We start from the raw sequence: 18,542 nt of genomic DNA, 5'->3' as shown, positions 1-18,542 counted from the left end.
GGCGTGCGTTATGTTACGTATATCAGATATCAGCTATTCCGTCGAAGGCCGCCCGCTGCTTGTGGGCGCCTCTGCAACCATCCCTACAGGCCATAAGGTTGGCCTTGTCGGCCGCAATGGCGCGGGAAAAACCACGCTCTTCCGGTTGATCCGGAATGAATTGGCGCTGGAGGGTGGCGATATATCCATGCCCGCCCGGTCCCGTATCGGCGGGGTCGCCCAAGAGGTGCCGTCCTCCTCGACCACGCTTTTGCAAACCGTATTGCAGGCCGATACCGAACGCGAATCCCTGATGTCAGAGGCCGAAACCGCCACTGATCCGCACCGCATCGCCGAGGTACAGGCGCGGCTTGCCGATATTGATGCGTGGTCGGCCGAGGGGCGCGCGTCTTCTATCCTCAAGGGTCTGGGCTTTGATGCCGAGGCACAGTTGCGCCCCTGTTCGGATTTCTCGGGCGGGTGGCGGATGCGTGTGGCGCTTGCCGGCGTTTTGTTTGCCCAGCCCGATTTCCTGCTGCTGGATGAGCCGACGAACTATCTCGACCTTGAGGGCGCTTTGTGGCTGGAAAGCTATCTCGCGAAATATCCGCATACGGTGATCATTATCTCGCACGACCGCGGGCTTTTGAACCGCGCCGTTCAGGGGATTTTGCATCTGGATGAGAAAAAGCTGACCTATTGGACCGGCCCTTACGACCAGTTCGCCCGCCAGATGGCCGAACGCCGCGCCGTCCTTCAGGCCGAGGCCAAAAAGCAAGAGGCACGCCGCGCGCATTTGCAAAGCTTCGTCGACCGTTTCAAGGCCAAGGCATCGAAAGCCGTGCAGGCGCAATCCCGCGTGAAGATGCTGGAAAAGATGGAAACCATCACCCCGCCCGAGGAAGCCCGCAAGCAGGTCTTTACCTTCCCCGAGCCAGAGGAGCTGTCGCCCCCGATCATCAATCTGGATGCGGTATCGGTCGGATATGACGGCCCGCCGGTTTTGCGCAACCTGTCCTTGCGGATCGATCAGGATGACCGCATCGCCCTTCTGGGCCGCAACGGTGAAGGAAAATCCACGCTTTCCAAGCTGTTGGCGGGAAAACTTAAACCAGCCTCAGGCAAGATGACCCAAAGCAGCAAGCTGCGCATCGGCTATTTCGCACAGCATCAGGTGGATGAGCTGTTCATCGACGAGACACCGCTGCAACACCTTCAACGTATGCGCCCCGCCGAGGGGCAACCGCGCCTGCGCGCCCGCCTTGCCGGATTTGGTCTTTTGGCCGATCAGGCCGAAACCGCCGTGGGCCGTCTGTCGGGGGGCCAAAAAGCGCGACTGTCCTTGCTGCTCGCCACGCTTGAGGCACCGCACCTGTTGATCTTGGATGAACCGACAAACCACCTTGATATGGAAAGCCGTGAGGCCTTAGTCGAGGCGCTGACGACCTATTCCGGCGCGGTTGTTCTGGTCAGCCACGATATGCACCTTCTGTCGTTGGTGGCAGACCGTTTGTGGCTGGTCAAAGGCGGGGCCGTTTCGCCCTACGGCGAGGATCTGGAGGCTTACCGCAAGCAATTGCTGGCAGGCGACGAAACTCCCAAACCCGCCAAAGCCGTTGAAAAGCCGAAAAAAGCCAGCCGCGATGATATCAGCGCCCTGCGTGCCGATGTCCGCAAATGCGAGGAACGTTTGGCCAAGCTGAACGAGATGAGCAACAAGCTGGCGAAAAAATTGGCCGACCCCGCACTTTATGAGCCGGAACGTCTGGGCGAGATGGAAACTTGGCAAAAGAAATATGCCGAGGTCCGCGAAGCCACCGACCGCGCCGAGGCCATGTGGCTGCGCGCGCAAGAAAAGCTGGAAAGTGCCGCCTGACCGGCATATCCGCCTATTTTTTGATCATTCAGACTGATATTTGCCCCTTATTGCCCGTCGCATTGCGGCGGGCAGCTTGCCGCAGGGTATCTGTCGGGCGATAGATTGTGAATGAAATCCAACATTCACCTAATGGTTTTTACGGATCTTGATGGAACCCTGATCGATCACGACACCTACAGATGGGACGCCGCACAAGAGGCCTTGAGCGCGCTTGGATCTGCCGCCGCGGGCGTCGTTCTGGCAAGCAGTAAAACAGCCGCTGAGGTCGGCGCATTACGGGCCGAGCTTGGCTTGCAGCAATGGCCCGCGATTGTGGAAAATGGCGCAGGTGTCTTGCCACCGCATGTGTGTGATACGCCCGACAACGCGCCCTACATCGCTTTGCGCAGGGCTTTGGATAAGGCGCCCGAGGCGCTGCGCCACCTGTTTCGCGGCTTTGGCGATGCCACGACCGCAGAGGTGGCGGAAATGACCGGCCTGCCCCTGCGGGATGCAAGGCTGGCAAAACAGCGCGCCTTTTCAGAACCGGGCCAATGGTCGGGGACCGATACACAAAAAGCCGAATTCCTGATCTATTTGCAAAACAACGATGTCACGGCGCAACAGGGCGGACGGTTCTTGACCCTTTCCTTTGGCGGCAACAAAGCCGACCAGATGCGCAAGATCATCGCGGCCTACCAGCCGCAGCATACCATCGCCCTCGGGGATGCGCCCAATGACGTGCAAATGCTGAAAACCGCCGAATTCGGAGTGGTGATCGCCAATCCGCACCGCCCGCCGCTTCCCCCCCTGAAAGGAGAGGCGACAGGACATATCATTCGCACCAAAGCTGCTGGCCCTTCGGGGTGGAATGCGGCGATTCTCGATCTACTCAAACGCCTTGAACCACGCTAGGACAAAGAGCCATGGCCGACTTCCATCAAAACGGAAACATCACAACGCTGCACAATCTGCGCACCCGATCCATGGAAGAGATGGAGCATGAGCTTGCCGTCTTTGCGCAGTCTCGCAAGATCTCGTTGATCCTGCCCTGCCTGTTTTCAGAGCTGGAACGCGAGGCGATGCCCAATATCCTGTCCGAGCTGTCCAAGGTCGGCTATTTGCACCGGATCATCATCGGTCTGGATGCCGCCGATGATGCGCAGTACCGCCATGCCAAGACGTTCTTTAAGGGGCTGAACCAGAACCATATCGTGATCTGGAACGACAGCCCCCGAATGCTGGCGCTTGGTGCGCGGCTGGAGGCGATGGGGCTTGCGCCCTCGGAAAAGGGTAAGGGCAAGAATGTCTGGGCCTCATTGGGCTATTTGATCGGTTGCGCCGATAGTTCGGTGATGGCGATCCATGATTGCGATATCCTGACCTATAAAAAGGATATGCTGGCGCGGCTGGTCTATCCGGTTGCCAACCCCACGTTCCCCTATCAGGTTGCCAAGGGCTATTACCCGCGCATCGGCAATGACAAGCTGAACGGCCGGGTGACGCGGCTTTTGGTCAGCCCCTTGTTGATCGCGCTGAAACGGGTGGTCGGGGATCGTGACTATATCGATTACCTGCGCAGTTTCCGCTATCCGCTCTCGGGGGAGTTTGCCATGCGCACCTCTATCCTGCCCGACCTTCGGATCCCCTCCGATTGGGGGCTGGAGATTGGCGTGCTGTCCGAGGCTTGGCGCAATCTGGCCCCCAAGGCGGTCTGTCAGGTGGATATTTCCGACGCTTATGACCACAAACACCAAGAGCTTAGCCCCGATGAGGCCCATGCTGGGTTGAACCGCATGTCGACCGATATCTGCAAGGCGATTTTCCGCAAGCTGGCGGCGGATGGGACGGTCTTTACCGCGAATGTCTTTCGCACGCTCAAGGCGACATATTACCGTTGCGCGCTGGACCTGCTGGAATCCTATTACAATGACGCCAAGATGAACGGGCTGACGATTGATCGCCATACCGAGGAACGCTCTATCGAGCTGTTTGCGGAAAATATCATGCGCGCGGGACAGGTCTTTTTGGAGAACCCGCATGAGACCCCCTTTATCCCGACATGGAACCGTGTCCATTCGGCCGACCCTTCGTTCCTGACGGATATGACGGCGGCGGCCAAGGCGGATGAGGCCGAATACCAATAGCGCCTAGGCGCGATTGGTGATCCAGCGGCACTGGTAAGGGGCAAGCGTGATCATGCTGTCCTGCATCATCTCGATCTGCTCCCCACTCAGCAGGTCGGTCCAGCTTTCATCATCGATGAAATTCAACGCCAGCGGAGAGATTTCGACCGTATCCCCGCTGACGTTATGCAGCGCAAAGATCGACTGGTGCCGGTCAAGGCTTTGCCGCCAGACGCCGAACACGCGGTCATCCAGAAGGATGGTGAACTGGGTCGCATTGGGGTGAAAGGCACGTTGCTTGGCCCTGATGCGCAGCCGCGCCGACAGCCCGGCCAGCACGCGCGACTGGATCGAGGCGGGATCATCCAGCAAGGCGTTCAGCTGGGGGTAATCCCAACGGTACCGGTTGATCGCGCGGTTCATGCCGCGATGTTTCACCTGTGCGTGGTCATTGGGTGTGGCCAGCATCGAGTGGATGTAAAAGGCGGGTATCCCCTCCAGCGACATCACGATGGTTTGCGAACAGATGAAACGGTCGAAATGGTGATCGTCCTTGCCCTCAAACGTCCGGCCGGTGGCCTCGTAAAAGGTGGTGTTGATCTCATAGGGTGCCTCACCGCCATCCGGCAGGGCACGCATAGAGACAAGCCCGCCATTCTCCTTGATGGTGTCGATCATCTTGGCCTGCTCTTCGGGGGGCAGAATGCCCTCGGCGGGGCGCATGCCGATGCCGTCATGGCTGGCGGTAAAGTTGAGATAGGCACAGCCGAACTGGGCCGGTGGCATCCCGCTTTGCCAACGTCGTAAGTAATGCGACGACCCCGACATCACCGCATGCAGGATAAGCGGCGGCAGCGGAAAGTTATAGATCGCATGCGCCTCGTTGCGCCGCCCGAAATAGCTGAGGTTTTCGGCCTTGGGGACATTGGTTTCCGTCAGCAGTATGATGGTCTCAGAGGCATAGTCACAAAGCATCCGCATCAATTGCACGATGGCATGGGTTTGCGGCAGGTGGATCGAGGGGGTCCCAACCTCTTTCCAAAGAAAGGCCACCGCATCCAGCCGGATGATGCGCACCCCGTTATCGACATGCAGCCGGATGATGCGCAGAAATTCCAGCAAGACCTCGGGGTTGCGGAAATCCAGATCAATCTGGTCATGGCTGAAGGTACACCAGACATGGCGCGGCCCGTTTGCGGTTTCGACCTCTTGCAGCAAAGGGGTGGTGCGCGGGCGCACAACGCTTGACAGGTCATCCTCGGGCGAGGCCTCAAAGAAGAATTTGTCATAGGGCGCCTGCCCCTGCCGGTAGCCGTTGAACCAGGTTCCCTGACTGGACACATGGTTCAGGACCAGATCGGACATCAGATGGAAATCGGCGCCGATCCGGTTGATATCGGCCCAATCCCCCAGTTGCGTATCGACCGAACGGAAATCGGATACGGCAAAGCCGTCATCAGAGGTATAGGGAAAAAACGGCAGGATATGCACGCCATTGACCACCCCCTTCATTCGCCGCAACAAGAAATCATGCAACAGATCCAGCGGCTTATGCGCCCCGTCGAGAATCGAGTTACCATAGGTGATCAGCAGCGCGTCCTGTTCCGACCACAGGTTGTTGCTCGGCAAGCGCCCGCGTTTGCGCAGCTTGGTGCCCGCAGGCCAGAAGGCCTCGACGATCTTGCTCAGCAAAATATCGGCATCAATATCAGGATAGATCTGCCTGATAAGCGCGGTCAGCCCGGAGCTGAATGAATTGGCCTTGGATGTTCGCATGGCTCAAGTAAGCTCTGAAATGCGGCCAGGGATCAAGCTGCCCTACCCGTTTGGCCGGAGATGCGCTATCGAAAGTGCCTTACCGCAGGAAATTCAACCGAATTGCCCGGTTCTTGGGCGAATTCGAAACCCAGCCCCCCTAAAATGCCCAACGCCCAAAATGCGCAGCCATACAGGGTTGAGGCGGATGCAGGCGCAGCATTCGATCAAAAAACAGGCATCCATCCCGTATCTGACCACGAATTACACTTTATTAAGTAATCTGCGCCTGCTGCCTTGGAATGGCTGGAGTAACCGAAAATCCTGTTCCTAGATCAAAGGGCGAAGAAACGCCGCGCAGAGGGTTGTCCTGCAAGATCGCCCCTCTACGCGGCCACAACATAACAGTTGCGGGTTTTGAATACACGGCTCTGGCCGCTTTTGGAAAGTGTTTTGTACGGTTTCCAACCGCCCGCGACGCAACATGGATTTGAAACCAATGACGCTGAAATTTCCTTCTCTTATCACGGTTGCTCTTTTGGGCACGACCACGCTGGCGGCGGCTGAATGTGCTGATCCGGTCAAAGTCGGTGTGCTGCATTCACTGTCCGGCACCATGGCGATTTCCGAGACGACGCTCAAAGATACGATGTTGATGCTGATCGAAAAGCAGAATGCGGCAGGCGGGGTTCTGGGCTGTCAGATTGAGGCGGTTGTAGTTGATCCGGCATCTGACTGGCCGCTTTTCGCCGAAAAAGCGCGTGAGTTGCTGACCGTCAATGAGGTGGATGTGATCTTCGGGTCCTGGACCTCGGTGTCGCGCAAATCCGCGCTGCCGGTGCTCGAAGAGCTGAACGGTTTGATGTTCTATCCGGTGCAATACGAGGGTGAGGAAAGCTCTAGAAACGTGTTCTACACCGGGGCCGCGCCGAACCAGCAGGCGATCCCTGCGGTTGATTATTTCCTTGAGGAATTGGGCGTCGAGAAATTCGCGCTATTGGGAACCGATTACGTCTATCCGCGCACCACGAATAATATTCTGGAGCAATATCTGAAAGATAAAGGTATCGCCGCCGAAGATATTTTTGTGAATTACACCCCCTTCGGGCATTCCGACTGGGCAACGATTGTGGCCGATGTGGTTGCCTTGGGCGCGGACGGCAAACAGGTTGGCGTGATCTCTACCATCAACGGCGATGCGAATATCGGGTTCTATAAAGAGCTGGCCGCAGCCGAAATCTCTGCCGATGATATCCCCGTGGTGGCCTTTTCGGTGGGTGAGGAAGAGCTGTCGGGTCTGGATACCTCCAACCTTGTTGGCCATCTGGCGGCGTGGAATTACTTCCAATCCGCCGATACGCCTGCCAATGCCGAATTCATCGCCGAATGGAAGGCTTTTGCCGGTGAGAACCGCGTCACCAATGACCCGATGGAGGCCCATTACATCGGCTTCAACATGTGGCTGAACGCGGTTGAGGCGGCAGGCACCACCGATGTCGACGCGGTGCGTACGGCGATGTACGGGCAGGAATTCCCGAACCTGACAGGCGGCACGGCCGTGATGTTGCCGAACCATCACCTCGCCAAGCCGGTTCTAATCGGGGAGATCACCACCGATGGCCAGTTCGACATTATCTCGCAAACCGAGGAAGTGCCGGGCGATGCGTGGACCGATTACCTGCCTGCATCCGCGGTGTTGATGTCGGATTGGAAGGATCTGGGCTGCGGTATGTATAACACCGAAACCAAGACCTGCGTGCAGTTGACCTCCAACTACTAAAATCCTGCGCGGGGTTGGCATTTCATCCCCGCGCCTCTCCCCCTATTGAAAGCCTGACCCTATGCGCCAGCTATTCTTGGCCATCACCCTTTGTCTGACCTATGCCATGGCGGCGCAGGCACAAGATCTGCAAACCCTTTTGCAAACCCATGCCGAGGAGGTCGCGCACCCCTCGCGCATATCGGTAGAGGTCTTGCTGGATGATCTGGCCGGTTCCGGCTTGCCGCAGGTCGCGGATTTTCTGGAAAACTGGGCGGACAAGAAGATATGGCAGCGCGACGATGGGATTTTCTTCATCGCGACGCCAAAAGATGATGCTCTGGCGCTGACCGATATCGACAGTGGTGCGCCAAGCACCGCCTCGCAAAGCCGGTTTCAACAGACAAAGCCCAACGGCGGCGTGCGGCGTTTGATCGGCACCGCCTTGGTGCAGTTCCAGCTCAGTGATCCGGATATAGCGCGCCGCGAAAGCGCTGTCGCGTCGATTGCGCGCAAACCCGAGGCGGCCCAGCTTGCGTCTTTGCTCCGCGCGATCGAGACAGAGCCTGACGCCACCCTAAAGGCCCGCAAAATCCAGGTCGCGAATTTTCTGTCCGCCCGGTTTGCCGACGACTCCAAAGACAGGATCGTGGCGATCAACAGCCTGTCCAAGGATACCAGCGTCGAAGTGCGCAGCGTTTTGAACCAGATCCTCACACTGTCCGAGGGGGTCTCTGCCACGCAGCCCGAGGGCAATATCGCGCGCATCCTTGACCCTGCCCAAGACCCCGACGGCTTTTACGCCAAGTTGGTTGCCGCCGGCATGGCCCCTGCCCGCATTTCCCCCGCCGAGGTCCGCGCAGCCCTTGAGGCCAATATCGTTGCGGGCAAGGTTGCTGGCATCCCGCTTGGTCGGTTGGACACAGACGAGACCCGCACGCGCGTCTATGCGCTTTTGTCCAAAGAGGGTCTTGTGCCGCCATTGGTCACGGATGAGGACCGCGATAACGCCCTGAACACCCATGTCTTTTTTGAACGCTACGCCGAGCCGGACCCCGCAATCACCACAGCCGCCGAGGTCACACGCACAGCCGTCGAACAACGCGTCGCCTGGGCACAGGGCGGTGATCTGGTGCTGGACGGCTTGTCACTGGCGTCGATCTATTTCCTGGCGGCCATCGGTTTGGCGATCACCTTTGGCGTGATGGGCGTCATCAACATGGCGCATGGCGAGTTCATCATGATGGGCGCCTATACCGGCTATGTCGTGCAGCTCTTCGTGCCCGATTATACCCTCTCGATCATCGTGGCGTTGCCGCTGGCCTTTGTTGTGACATTCGGCGCGGGTGTGGCCATGGAACGGCTGGTGATCCGCCATCTTTATAACCGCCCGCTGGAAACATTGCTGGCCACCTTCGGCATTTCCATTGCCTTGCAACAACTGGCCAAGAACATCTTTGGCACCCAGGCGCGGCCCCTGACCTCTCCTGATTGGCTGGGCGGGGCGTGGATGATCTCGGATGTGATCTCTATCAGCTATATCCGCATCGCGATTTTCGTGCTGGCGCTGCTGTTTCTGGCGCTTATCCTTTACGTGCTTAAACGCACCCGTCTGGGGTTGGAGGTCCGCGCGGTAACGCAAAACCCCGGCATGGCTGCCAGCATGGGCATCAATCCCGACCGCATCAATATGCTGACCTTTGGCTTCGGGTCGGGGATTGCGGGGATCGCGGGGGTGGCGATCGGGCTTTATGCCAAGGTGACATCGGAAATGGGCGCCGATTACATTGTCCAGAGCTTTATGACCGTGGTTGTGGGCGGTGTCGGCAATGTCTGGGGCACGCTGGCGGGGGCATCGATGATCGGCGGGCTGCAAAAGGGGATCGAGTGGTTGAACCCCTCCAATACCCTTGCCGCCCAGACCTATATGATCCTGTTTATCATCCTGTTTATCCAATTCCGGCCCAAGGGCATCGTTGCCCCCAAAGGCCGAGCAGCGGCGGATTGAGCCCATGAAAAACACCTTTATCGCACAAAATCCTTCGGTTCTGTGGTTTCTGCTGACGCTTGGTCTGTTCACCATTGGCGTGACTGCCTTGTCAGAGGTCACCGGTGTCGGTTTGATTTCCACCTCCTTTGTCAAGGTTCTGGGCAAAATGCTGTGCCTGTGTCTGATCGCCATCGCGATGGATGTTGTCTGGGGCTATTGCGGTATCCTCAGCCTTGGGCATTTCGCCTTTTTCGGGATCGGCGGCTATGCCGTTGGCATGTGGCTGATGTATGCGCGCACCGAAGGGATCGTGCTGGAGAGCCTCTCGACGCAGGTCATCCCCCCCACCCCGCAAGAGATCTCTGACGCGATCGGCAACCAGATCTTTGGCGTTGTGGGCTCTTCGGATTTTCCGATGATCTGGTCCTTTGCCGACAGCCTTTTCCTGCAACTGCTGATGGTGGTGCTGATCCCCGGCTTGCTGGCCTTGGTGTTTGGCTGGCTGGCATTTCGCAGCCGCGTCACCGGGGTTTACCTGTCGATCCTGACCCAAGCGATGACATTGGCGCTCTCGCTTTATCTGTTTCAAAATGACAGCGGGTTGCGCGGCAATAACGGGCTTTCGGGGTTGCAGAATATTCCGGGGTTCGAGGCGACCTCGCAGGCGACCCTCTCCATCGCTTTCTTTCTGGCATCGAGTCTTGCGCTGGCGGCGGGCTATGTTTTCTTTGCCTGGGTCGTGTCGGGCAAGATGGGCAGCGTGGTCAAAGGCATCCGCGATAATGAGGCGCGCGTGCGTTTTCTGGGCTATCACGTCGAGAGCTATAAGCTGTTTATCTTTACCATCACGGCCATTGTTTCCGGCATCGCGGGCGCGCTTTATTATCCGCAGGCGGGGATCATAAACCCCGGTGAGGTCGCGCCCATCGCATCGATCTATCTGGCGGTTTGGGTGGCCATTGGCGGGCGTGGGCGTTTGTATGGTGCGGTCATTGGCGCGGCGCTGGTCTCGTTGCTTTCAAGCTGGTTCACTGGCGGTGGCGCGCCGAATATCAACCTTGGCTTTTATACCGTGAACTGGACCGATTGGTGGCTGGTGCTGCTTGGCTTCAGCTTTGTCGCCGTCACCTTGTTCTTTCCCAAGGGCATCGGGGGTCTGTTTGATTATCTGGTAAGGAAACCGCAATGAGCATGCTTTTGGAAGTGGACGGCGTCTCGGTCAGCTTTGACGGGTTTCGCGCCATCAACAATCTGTCGATCAACTTTGGCAAGACCGAATTGCGCGCCATCATCGGGCCGAACGGGGCGGGCAAGACCACCTTTATGGACATCGTGACCGGCAAGACCAAACCGGATGAAGGTTCGGTGATCTGGGGGGATATGAATATCTCTTTGCTGGGCATGTCCGAAAGCCGGATTGCGATGGAAGGGATCGGGCGCAAGTTTCAAAAACCCACCGTGTTCGAGGCGCAAACCGTGCGGCAAAACCTGGCCATGGCGTTGAAAAACCCGCGCGGGCCCTTTGCGGTCTTGATGCACAGCAAAACGGCCGAAAACGCCCGTAAGATTGAGGCCGTCGCCGAGGAAATCGGGCTGGCCGACAGCTTGACGCGGCTTGCGGGGGAACTCAGCCACGGGCAAAAACAATGGCTGGAAATCGGGATGTTATTGGCGCAAGAGCCGCGCCTGCTGTTGGTCGATGAACCCGCCGCCGGCATGACCGTCGAGGAACGTGAGAAAACCACCGATATCCTGAGACGTGCCGCGCAAACCCGTGCGGTTGTGGTGGTCGAACATGATATGGAATTTGTCCGCCGGTTGGATTGCAAGGTCACGGTCCTGCATGAGGGGTCCGTGCTGGCCGAAGGCAGCCTTGACCATGTGACATCAAACCCTCGGGTGATCGAGGTTTATCTGGGGCGCACTGATGCTTGACGTTAAAAATCTCGACCTGTTTTACGGGCAAAGCCAGATCCTTTACGGGATATCCCTGGCGGCAGACCCGGGCCGGATCACCACCGTGATCGGCAATAACGGTGTGGGCAAAACCAGCCTGCTCAAAGCGATTGCGGGGCGTCATCCTGCCGCGGGCGGAACGGTTGCGGTTTCAGGTGATGCGGTGGTGCTTTCTTCGGCCTATGATGCGGCGCAGGCGGGCATCGCCTATGTGCCACAAGGCCGAGAGGTCTTTGCCTTGATGAGCGTGCAGGAAAACCTTGAAACCGGCTTTGCCTGCCTGCCGAAATCCGAACATCACATCCCCGATGAGATTTTCGATCTGTTTCCGGTGCTGAAAGATATGCGATCGCGGCGGGGGGGTGACCTGTCAGGTGGCCAGCAGCAACAGCTTTCCATTGCGCGTGCCTTGATTACCCGCCCCCGGGTTCTGCTTCTGGATGAGCCGACCGAGGGCATTCAGCCCAATGTCATCCAACAGATCGGAGATGCGCTTGGCCTGCTCCGCACAAGGGGCGATATGGCGATTGTTCTGGTGGAACAGAACGCCGATTTCGCCCATGGGCTGGGCGACAGCTTTGTGGTGATGGAAGGCGGGCGCATTAAGCGCCGCGCCGAAAAAGCCGCCTATTCAAAGGCAATGCTGGTGGATGATCTGGCGCTTTAACCTGCTACGTCCTCTTCCTCAGACGATTGGCGCGCCCACATCGCCGAATAGCGTCCGCCATTGGCCAAAAGCTGGTCATGGGTGCCTTGCTCGACAATCTCGCCCGCCTCCAGCACGATTATCTGATCGGCATCGGCAATGGTGGAAAGACGGTGCGCAATGGTGATCACGCTACGCCCCTCGCCCATCGCCAGAAGGCTATCCTGAATGTCACGCTCTGTCTGGGTATCCAGCGCCGAGGTCGCCTCATCCAGCAGCAGGATCGGCGGGTTTTTCAGCAAGGTGCGCGCAATGCCCACGCGCTGCTTTTCCCCGCCTGACAGTTTCAGGCCCCGTTCGCCCACAGGGGTCTCATAGCCCTCGGGGAGCGACAGGATGAAGTCATGGATCTTGGCGGCGCGGGCTGCGGCCTCTACCTCGGCGTCCGTGGCGTTGGGGCGACCGTAGGCGATGTTGTAGCGCACGCTGTCGTTGAACAGCACCGTATCTTGCGGCACCACACCGATTTGCGCATGCAGGCTGTCTTGGGTCACATCGCGCAGGTCTTGCCCGTCGATACGCACCCCGCCATCCACCACATCATAAAAGCGGAACAACAGCCGCCCGATGGTTGATTTCCCCGAACCAGACGGCCCGACAAGCGCAATCCGCTGCCCCGGTGCGACCCTAAAGGACACCCCCTTCAGGATGGCCCGATCCGGATGATAGGCAAATTTCACATTGTCAAAGACGACCTCGCCCCCCTTGACCTGAAGATCAGGCGCGTCGGGCTTATCCTTCACCTCGGCCGGCTGGCCCAGCAGCGCAAACATGCCCCCCATATCCACCAGCGACTGGCGGATCTCGCGGTAGACCGAGCCAAGGAAATTCAGCGGCATGGTGATCTGGATCATATAGGCGTTGACCATAACGAAATCGCCCACGGTCAGAATATCTTGCTGCACGCCCTGCGCAGCCATGACCATCACGATCACAAGTCCGGTGGTGATAATAAGCGACTGGCCCGCATTCAGAAATGAAAGGCTTTGACCGGTTTTAACGGCAGCCGCCTCATATTGGCGCATGGCACCGTCATAGCGCTCTGCCTCGCGTTCCTCGGCACCGAAATATTTCACGGTTTCAAAGTTCAAAAGGCTGTCGATGGCCTTTTGGTTGGCATCAGTATCCTGATCGTTCATCTGGCGCCGGATCTGCACACGCCATTCGGTCACCTTGAACGTGAAAGAGACGTAAAGCGTGATCGTCACCACCACCACGGCCATATATTGCCAGCCAAACAGCACCGCAAACAGGACCGATACCATCGACAGTTCAAGGATCAACGGGCCGATGGAAAACAGCATGAAGCGCAGCAAAAAGTCCACACCCTTGACGCCACGCTCGATAATCCGGCTAAGGCCGCCGGTTTTGCGCGCGATATGATAGCGCATGGACAGACGGTGAATATGGGTGAAAGTTTCCAGTGCCAGCTTGCGCAAGGCCCGCTGCCCCACGCGCACAAACACCGCATCGCGCAATTCGCCAAACGCCACCGCACCAAGCCGCGCAATGCCATAAGCAATCGTCAGGCCCACTGCGCCAAACATCAGCAGCGCACTTTCGCTGGGCGCCTCACCCGCAAGCGCATCCACCGCCGCCTTGTAGAAAAACGGGGTAGAGACCGAAATGATCTTGGCCAGAATCAAAAAGAACAGCGCAATCATCACACGGCGACGCACCCACGGCGCATCATCGGGCCACAGATAGGGGATCACCCTGCGAATGGTTTGCATCGCGGGGGCTTCGACCTGATCGGGATCGGGGGTGGTGGCGGTGTTGCGCATTCTATCTCTCGCTTGGCATTCGTGCCAGTATCTATCCCGCGTGCTGCGCAAAGGCCATAGGCGCGCACAGACCGCAGCAAAAAGCCTGCCGAGGGGTCCCGGCAGGCCAATATAATACCGTCAAACGGGTTACTTCAGACGCGAAGCTACATTTTCCCAGTTGACCAGATTGTCAAGGAAGTTGGTCAGATAGGCAGGGCGCTTGTTGCGGAAGTCGATGTAATAGGAATGCTCCCACACATCGCAACCCAACAAAGCGGTCTGACCAAAGCACAGCGGGTTCACGCCGTTTTCGGTCTTGGTCACCTTAAGGCTGCCATCCTTGGCCTTCACCAGCCATGCCCAGCCAGAGCCGAACTGGCCCGCGCCCGCAGCCGCGAACTCATCCTTGAATTTCTGCACCGAGCCAAAGCTTTCAACCAGTGCTTTTTCCAGCTCGCCCGGCATGGCCACTTTGCCCGGCCCCATCATTTCCCAAAACTGGGCGTGGTTCCAATGCTGGCTTGCGTTATTGAAAATCCCGTTCTGCGCGGTAGAGCCCGCCTGATAAGTCCCGACAATAATATCTTCGACAGACTTGCCTTCCCACTGGGTTCCGGCGATCAGCTTGTTGCCGTTATCGACATAGGCCTTGTGGTGCAGGTCGTGATGATATTCCAATGTTTCCTTGGACATACCGGCCGAAGCCAGCGCATCATGGGCATATGGAAGATCGGGAAGAGTAAAAGACATAGCGTTTCCTTTCAGAGGTTGCATCTGTTAACCCGAATAAGAGCCTTCGGGTTCCAAAGGTCAAGGGTCAGCGCAATAAATAACGGCGGGCCTAAATCTCTGCGCCCTTGGTTGCGGAATGTAACAACAGCCCCATCACATACCCAGCAACCGAGCGAAAGCTGACCAAAGTATACCCACCATCTTCGACCCAAAGCGCCGCCGCGACCTGTGCTGCACGGGTGCGCCGCAACTCTCCGGTCTCTAGCGTGGCCAGATCAACGGGGCAAAGCTTGGCCAAGACTTGATCTGCCTTTTCCCCTTCTATCCGAAAAACCGCACGGGCGTCAGAGACGTCCTCTGCCATAAAATGAATTTTAGACAAAGCGTTACGCAACGTTTCTAATGCAGATCTCACATCCCCGTAAGGCAAGACCACCAGCAATTCATCCGGAGACATCCACCCAACAGAGCGCCCGTTCTTTTGCACAATCCGCCGTGGTGCCGGAACCGTCAGCCCCAGCTTTTTTAGCGCTGCAGCCAAGGGTTTCTCGGCCAGATTGCAGCGCAGGCTGATCGTGCCCAGCGGGCCGATCTCCCGGATATTTGCAAAGCCTTCAAATGTTTGACCGCCCAAGGCGCTGACCGGATCATGCATTGCCTTTCTCCCCTGCTTTGTCAAAGAACACCGCATCAACAATCTTGGCCGCGATGGTGCCGCCGTCGACTTTATTGAAGGTGACAACCTCACCCATTCGGTCTGGTCCGTGTTTGATCAACCCCATGGCGATACCGCGCTTTAAGGTCGGGCTATAATATGTTGATGTTACACGACCTTCTACGTTTCTTTGCCCATTGGCATTCACCCCGTCAACCACCGCATAAGCCCCATCCGGTATCACAGATCCATCAAGCGTTTCCAGCCCTACCAGCTTCCAGCGATCCGGATCGGCCAGATGCGATCGCGCCATCCCACGTTTGCCCAGAAAATCGGTCTTCTTCTTGGAAACCGCCCAGGACAGGCCCAGATCCAGCGGCGTCACTGTGCCGTCGGTTTCATCCCCGATCATGATAAAGCCCTTTTCGGCCCGCATGATATGCAGGCATTCGGTGCCATAAGCCATGGCGCCGAACTCGGCCCCCTGTTTGTGCAGCATCTCCCAGAAGGCCGCGCCGTGGCTGGCCGGAATCGCGATCTCATAGGACAGCTCCCCCGAGAAACTGATCCGGTAGACCCGCACCGCAAAGCCGCCAAGCGTGCCATCCGCCCATTGCATAAAGGGCAGCGCCTCTTTGGAGACATCCATCCCGCCCAGCTTTTCCAACAGCTTGCGCGCATTGGGGCCAACAACGGCGACCTGGGCATATTGCTCGGTCACATTGGCGGTATAGACCTTCCAGTCCCACCACTCACATTGCAGCCAATCTTCCATCCAGCCGTGGATCCGGTCGGCGCCGCCGCTGGTGGTGTGGCACAGCCAGGTTTCCTCATCGATCCGCGCAACCACACCGTCATCCAACAAGAACCCTTGCTCATCGCACATCAGGCCATAGCGGCATTTTCCAATCGGCAACGTCGACATCATATTGGTGTACATCATATCGAGGAACCGCCCCGCATCCGGCCCTTTGACGATGATCTTGCCAAGGGTCGACGCATCCAGCAGCCCCAGATTTTCGCGCGTGTTCATCACCTCGCGATGGACCGCCTGCGCGTGGGTTTCACCATTGCGCGGATAGCAATAAGGCCTGCGCCAATGGCCCACGGGTTCCCAGTAAACGCCGTTTGCCTCATGCCAAGCGTGCATCGGCGTGCGGCGCAAAGGTTGGAATAAATCACCCCGCGCCTCACCTGTCAGTGCGCCGATGGTCACGGGCGTATAGGGCGGCCTGAAAGTCGTGGTGCCAACGCGAGGGACCTCTTCACCCAAAGCATCAGAAAGAACACCCAAGCCATTTATATTACTTAACTTTCCTTGATCTGTTGCCATCCCCAAGGTGGTATATCTTTTGGTGTGTTCAACGCTCTCATAGCCCTCGCGCGCGGCCAATTGCACGTCGGAAACTTTAACGTCATTCTGATAATCCAACCACATTTTAGATCGCAGCGCGATAGGCGCACCCTGCGGCATGACCCAAACCGGCGGTACCGGCGGCGTATTTTCCACCGCCCCCGCCGAAGTTATGATATCTTGCGTGCGGTAAATTCCGGCAGCGGCCCCGACCACCGAGACCATCGCAGATCCATCATAGGTAATCGGAGGGCGCGTGGCATCGGGGATAAAGGCCGAGATATGATCCGACCATGTCAGCTTGCCGCCGCAATGCGACCACAGGTGCACCACCGGCGACCAGCCGCCTGACATCGCAACCGCATCGCAGGCGATATCTTCCAGCACGGCACCCTCTCCGACCTGCAAGCACACCTGCACGCCGGTCACACGCTTGCCGCCCTTGACGCGGGCGATGGCGCGGCCAGCCTCTATGCGGATACCCAAAGCGCGGGCACGCGCGGGCAAGCCGCCTGTCACCTCGGGGCGCGCATCGAGGATGGCAGGCACGGCAAGCCCGGCCTCTGCCAGCGCAATCGCGGTGATATAGGCATCGTCGTTATTGGTAACGATCACCGTCCGATCGCCCGCAGAGACACCGTAGTTCACCAGATAATCGCGCAGCGCCCCTGCCAGCATCACGCCCGGAATATCATTGCCCGCAAAAGACAGCGGGCGTTCAATTGCGCCCGTCGCGGTGATGATATGCCCCGCCCGAATGCGCCAAAGCCGCTGTTTGGGGCGCCCGTCACCGGGCGTGTGATCGGCAACACGCTCATTCGCCAGCACATAGCCGTGGTCATAAACGCCCGCGCCCATGCAGCGCGTCCGCAGCGTCACGTTTTTCATCGTCGCCAACGCGTCAATCGCGGATTTCACCCAGTCCTCGGCGGGTTCTTCCTCAACCACATCGCCATCGACAACAGCGCGGCCACCCCAATGCGGGTTTTGCTCGATCAACATCACGCGTTTACCGGCCTGCCCCGCCGTCAGCGCCGCTTGCAGGCCGGCAATACCGCCGCCGATGATTAGCAGATCGCAAAAGCCGTAAACATATTCATAACGGTCAGGATCGGGGCTTTTGGGCGCAGGCCCCAAGCCTGCAGATTGGCGGATGATGGGTTCAAACAGATGTTTCCACGCCGCGCGCGGCTGCATGAAGGTCTTGTAGTAAAACCCCGCAGGCAAGAACCGCGAGACATAGCTGTTCACAACGCCCACATCATATTCAAGGCTGGGCCAGTGGTTCTGGCTGTGCGCAATAAGGCCCGCGAAAAGCTCGGTCGTGGTGCTGCGCTGGTTGGGTTCCACGCGGTCGCCATGGCCAAGGTTCACAAGCGCGTTCGGCTCTTCGGGGCCTGCGGCCATGATGCCGCGCGGGCGGTGATATTTGAACGAGCGTCCCACCAGCATCTGGTCATTTGCCAGCAGTGCCGAGGCCAGCGTATCGCCCTGATGGCCAGAAAGGCGCTTGCCGTTGAACATAAATTCGGCGCGGGTCGAACGGTCGATCAAACGACCGCCTTTGGCAAGACGGGTGCTCATTTGTAGCCCTCCCAGTCGGGTCGTTTTTGTTTGATTTTGGCGACCAGTTCGGCGGGCGGTTCGGTGCATTGCGCGGGGTAGGTGCCGAACACCTCTAGCGTGTTGGTATCGCGTGCGGCCAGAAACCACTTGCCACAGCCATAGGCATGGCGCCAACGTTCGAAATGCACGCCCTTGGGGTTCTTGCGGGCAAAGAGATAGCCTTCGAATTCCTCATCGGTGGAGCCGACAGAGAAGCGTGTCAGATGCGCCTCATGGCCGGGCGCCAGTTCGGTTTCATCGGCCATCACGCCGCAATAGGGGCATTGAAGGGTTAGCATTA

At 58.2% G+C, this 18,542-nt stretch carries 14 protein-coding genes; 8 read left to right on the top strand and 6 right to left on the bottom strand.

From position 1 onward, the window contains the following. The first annotated feature begins 10 nt into the window (after positions 1-10). The 3 genes from EOK75_RS02635 (at position 11) to EOK75_RS02625 (ending at position 3,984) form a co-directional block, all read left to right on the top strand. Positions 11-1,855 carry an ABC-F family ATP-binding cassette domain-containing protein gene (locus EOK75_RS02635; protein WP_137192453.1) on the top strand — a complete coding sequence of 615 codons (1,845 nt, stop codon included), beginning with the start codon at positions 11-13 and terminating at the stop codon, positions 1,853-1,855. A gap of 111 nt (positions 1,856-1,966) precedes the next feature. Next, positions 1,967-2,752: an HAD-IIB family hydrolase gene (locus EOK75_RS02630; protein WP_137192452.1), complete on the top strand. Its 786-nt coding sequence runs from the start codon at positions 1,967-1,969 to the stop codon at positions 2,750-2,752. A gap of 11 nt (positions 2,753-2,763) precedes the next feature. After that, on the top strand, positions 2,764-3,984 hold the full coding sequence (locus EOK75_RS02625) for a glycosyltransferase family protein (RefSeq protein WP_137192451.1): 1,221 nt from the start codon (positions 2,764-2,766) through the stop codon (positions 3,982-3,984). A 3-nt stretch (positions 3,985-3,987) separates the two neighbouring features. Here EOK75_RS02625 and EOK75_RS02620 read toward each other — a convergent pair whose 3' ends face one another. Further along, positions 3,988-5,739: a sugar phosphorylase gene (locus EOK75_RS02620; protein WP_137192450.1), complete on the bottom strand. Its 1,752-nt coding sequence runs from the start codon at positions 5,737-5,739 to the stop codon at positions 3,988-3,990. Positions 5,740-6,217: 478 nt separating this feature from the next. On the opposite strand from EOK75_RS02620, the gene urtA reads away from it, so the two are divergent. The 5 genes from urtA to urtE all read left to right on the top strand — a co-directional run bounded on the left by urtA (position 6,218) and on the right by urtE (position 12,090). Next, positions 6,218-7,498, top strand: coding sequence for an urea ABC transporter substrate-binding protein (urtA, locus tag EOK75_RS02615; protein WP_137194254.1), 1,281 nt, complete (start codon positions 6,218-6,220; stop codon positions 7,496-7,498). A 61-nt stretch (positions 7,499-7,559) separates the two neighbouring features. Continuing rightward, a complete protein-coding gene (gene urtB, locus EOK75_RS02610) occupies positions 7,560-9,485 on the top strand; it encodes an urea ABC transporter permease subunit UrtB (RefSeq protein ID WP_137192449.1) in 1,926 nt (641 codons plus the stop codon). 4 nt (positions 9,486-9,489) lie between these two features. After that, a complete protein-coding gene (urtC, locus tag EOK75_RS02605) occupies positions 9,490-10,656 on the top strand; it encodes an urea ABC transporter permease subunit UrtC (protein WP_137192448.1) in 1,167 nt (388 codons plus the stop codon). Beyond that, positions 10,653-11,402 carry an urea ABC transporter ATP-binding protein UrtD gene (urtD, locus tag EOK75_RS02600; protein WP_137192447.1) on the top strand — a complete coding sequence of 250 codons (750 nt, stop codon included), beginning with the start codon at positions 10,653-10,655 and terminating at the stop codon, positions 11,400-11,402. Before urtC ends, urtD begins: the two co-directional genes overlap by 4 nt. After that, a complete protein-coding gene (gene urtE / locus EOK75_RS02595) occupies positions 11,395-12,090 on the top strand; it encodes an urea ABC transporter ATP-binding subunit UrtE (protein ID WP_137192446.1) in 696 nt (231 codons plus the stop codon). The genes urtD and urtE overlap by 8 nt, the downstream gene beginning before the upstream one ends. Here urtE and EOK75_RS02590 read toward each other — a convergent pair. The 5 genes from EOK75_RS02590 to EOK75_RS02570 form a co-directional block, all read right to left on the bottom strand. Next, positions 12,087-13,913: an ABCB family ABC transporter ATP-binding protein/permease gene (locus EOK75_RS02590; protein WP_137192445.1), complete on the bottom strand. Its 1,827-nt coding sequence runs from the start codon at positions 13,911-13,913 to the stop codon at positions 12,087-12,089. The two genes, urtE and EOK75_RS02590, sit on opposite strands and share 4 nt — an antisense overlap. Before the next feature lie 129 nt (positions 13,914-14,042). Then, the gene (locus tag EOK75_RS02585; protein ID WP_137192444.1) at positions 14,043-14,645 is read right to left on the bottom strand and encodes a superoxide dismutase; all 603 of its coding nucleotides are present in this window, start codon (positions 14,643-14,645) and stop codon (positions 14,043-14,045) included. A gap of 91 nt (positions 14,646-14,736) precedes the next feature. Then, positions 14,737-15,282 carry a sarcosine oxidase subunit gamma gene (locus EOK75_RS02580; RefSeq protein ID WP_137192443.1) on the bottom strand — a complete coding sequence of 182 codons (546 nt, stop codon included), beginning with the start codon at positions 15,280-15,282 and terminating at the stop codon, positions 14,737-14,739. Further along, positions 15,275-18,220, bottom strand: coding sequence for a sarcosine oxidase subunit alpha family protein (locus tag EOK75_RS02575; protein WP_137192442.1), 2,946 nt, complete (start codon positions 18,218-18,220; stop codon positions 15,275-15,277). Before EOK75_RS02575 ends, EOK75_RS02580 begins: the two co-directional genes overlap by 8 nt. After that, a complete protein-coding gene (locus tag EOK75_RS02570; protein WP_137192441.1) occupies positions 18,217-18,540 on the bottom strand; it encodes a sarcosine oxidase subunit delta in 324 nt (107 codons plus the stop codon). Before EOK75_RS02570 ends, EOK75_RS02575 begins: the two co-directional genes overlap by 4 nt. Positions 18,541-18,542 lie beyond the last annotated feature (2 nt).

This window comes from Pseudorhodobacter turbinis, assembly GCF_005234135.1.
GTDB lineage: Bacteria > Pseudomonadota > Alphaproteobacteria > Rhodobacterales > Rhodobacteraceae > Pseudorhodobacter > Pseudorhodobacter turbinis.
Note: the sequence above shows the minus strand (reverse complement) of the source record. Positions and strands in the feature narration are given on the sequence as shown.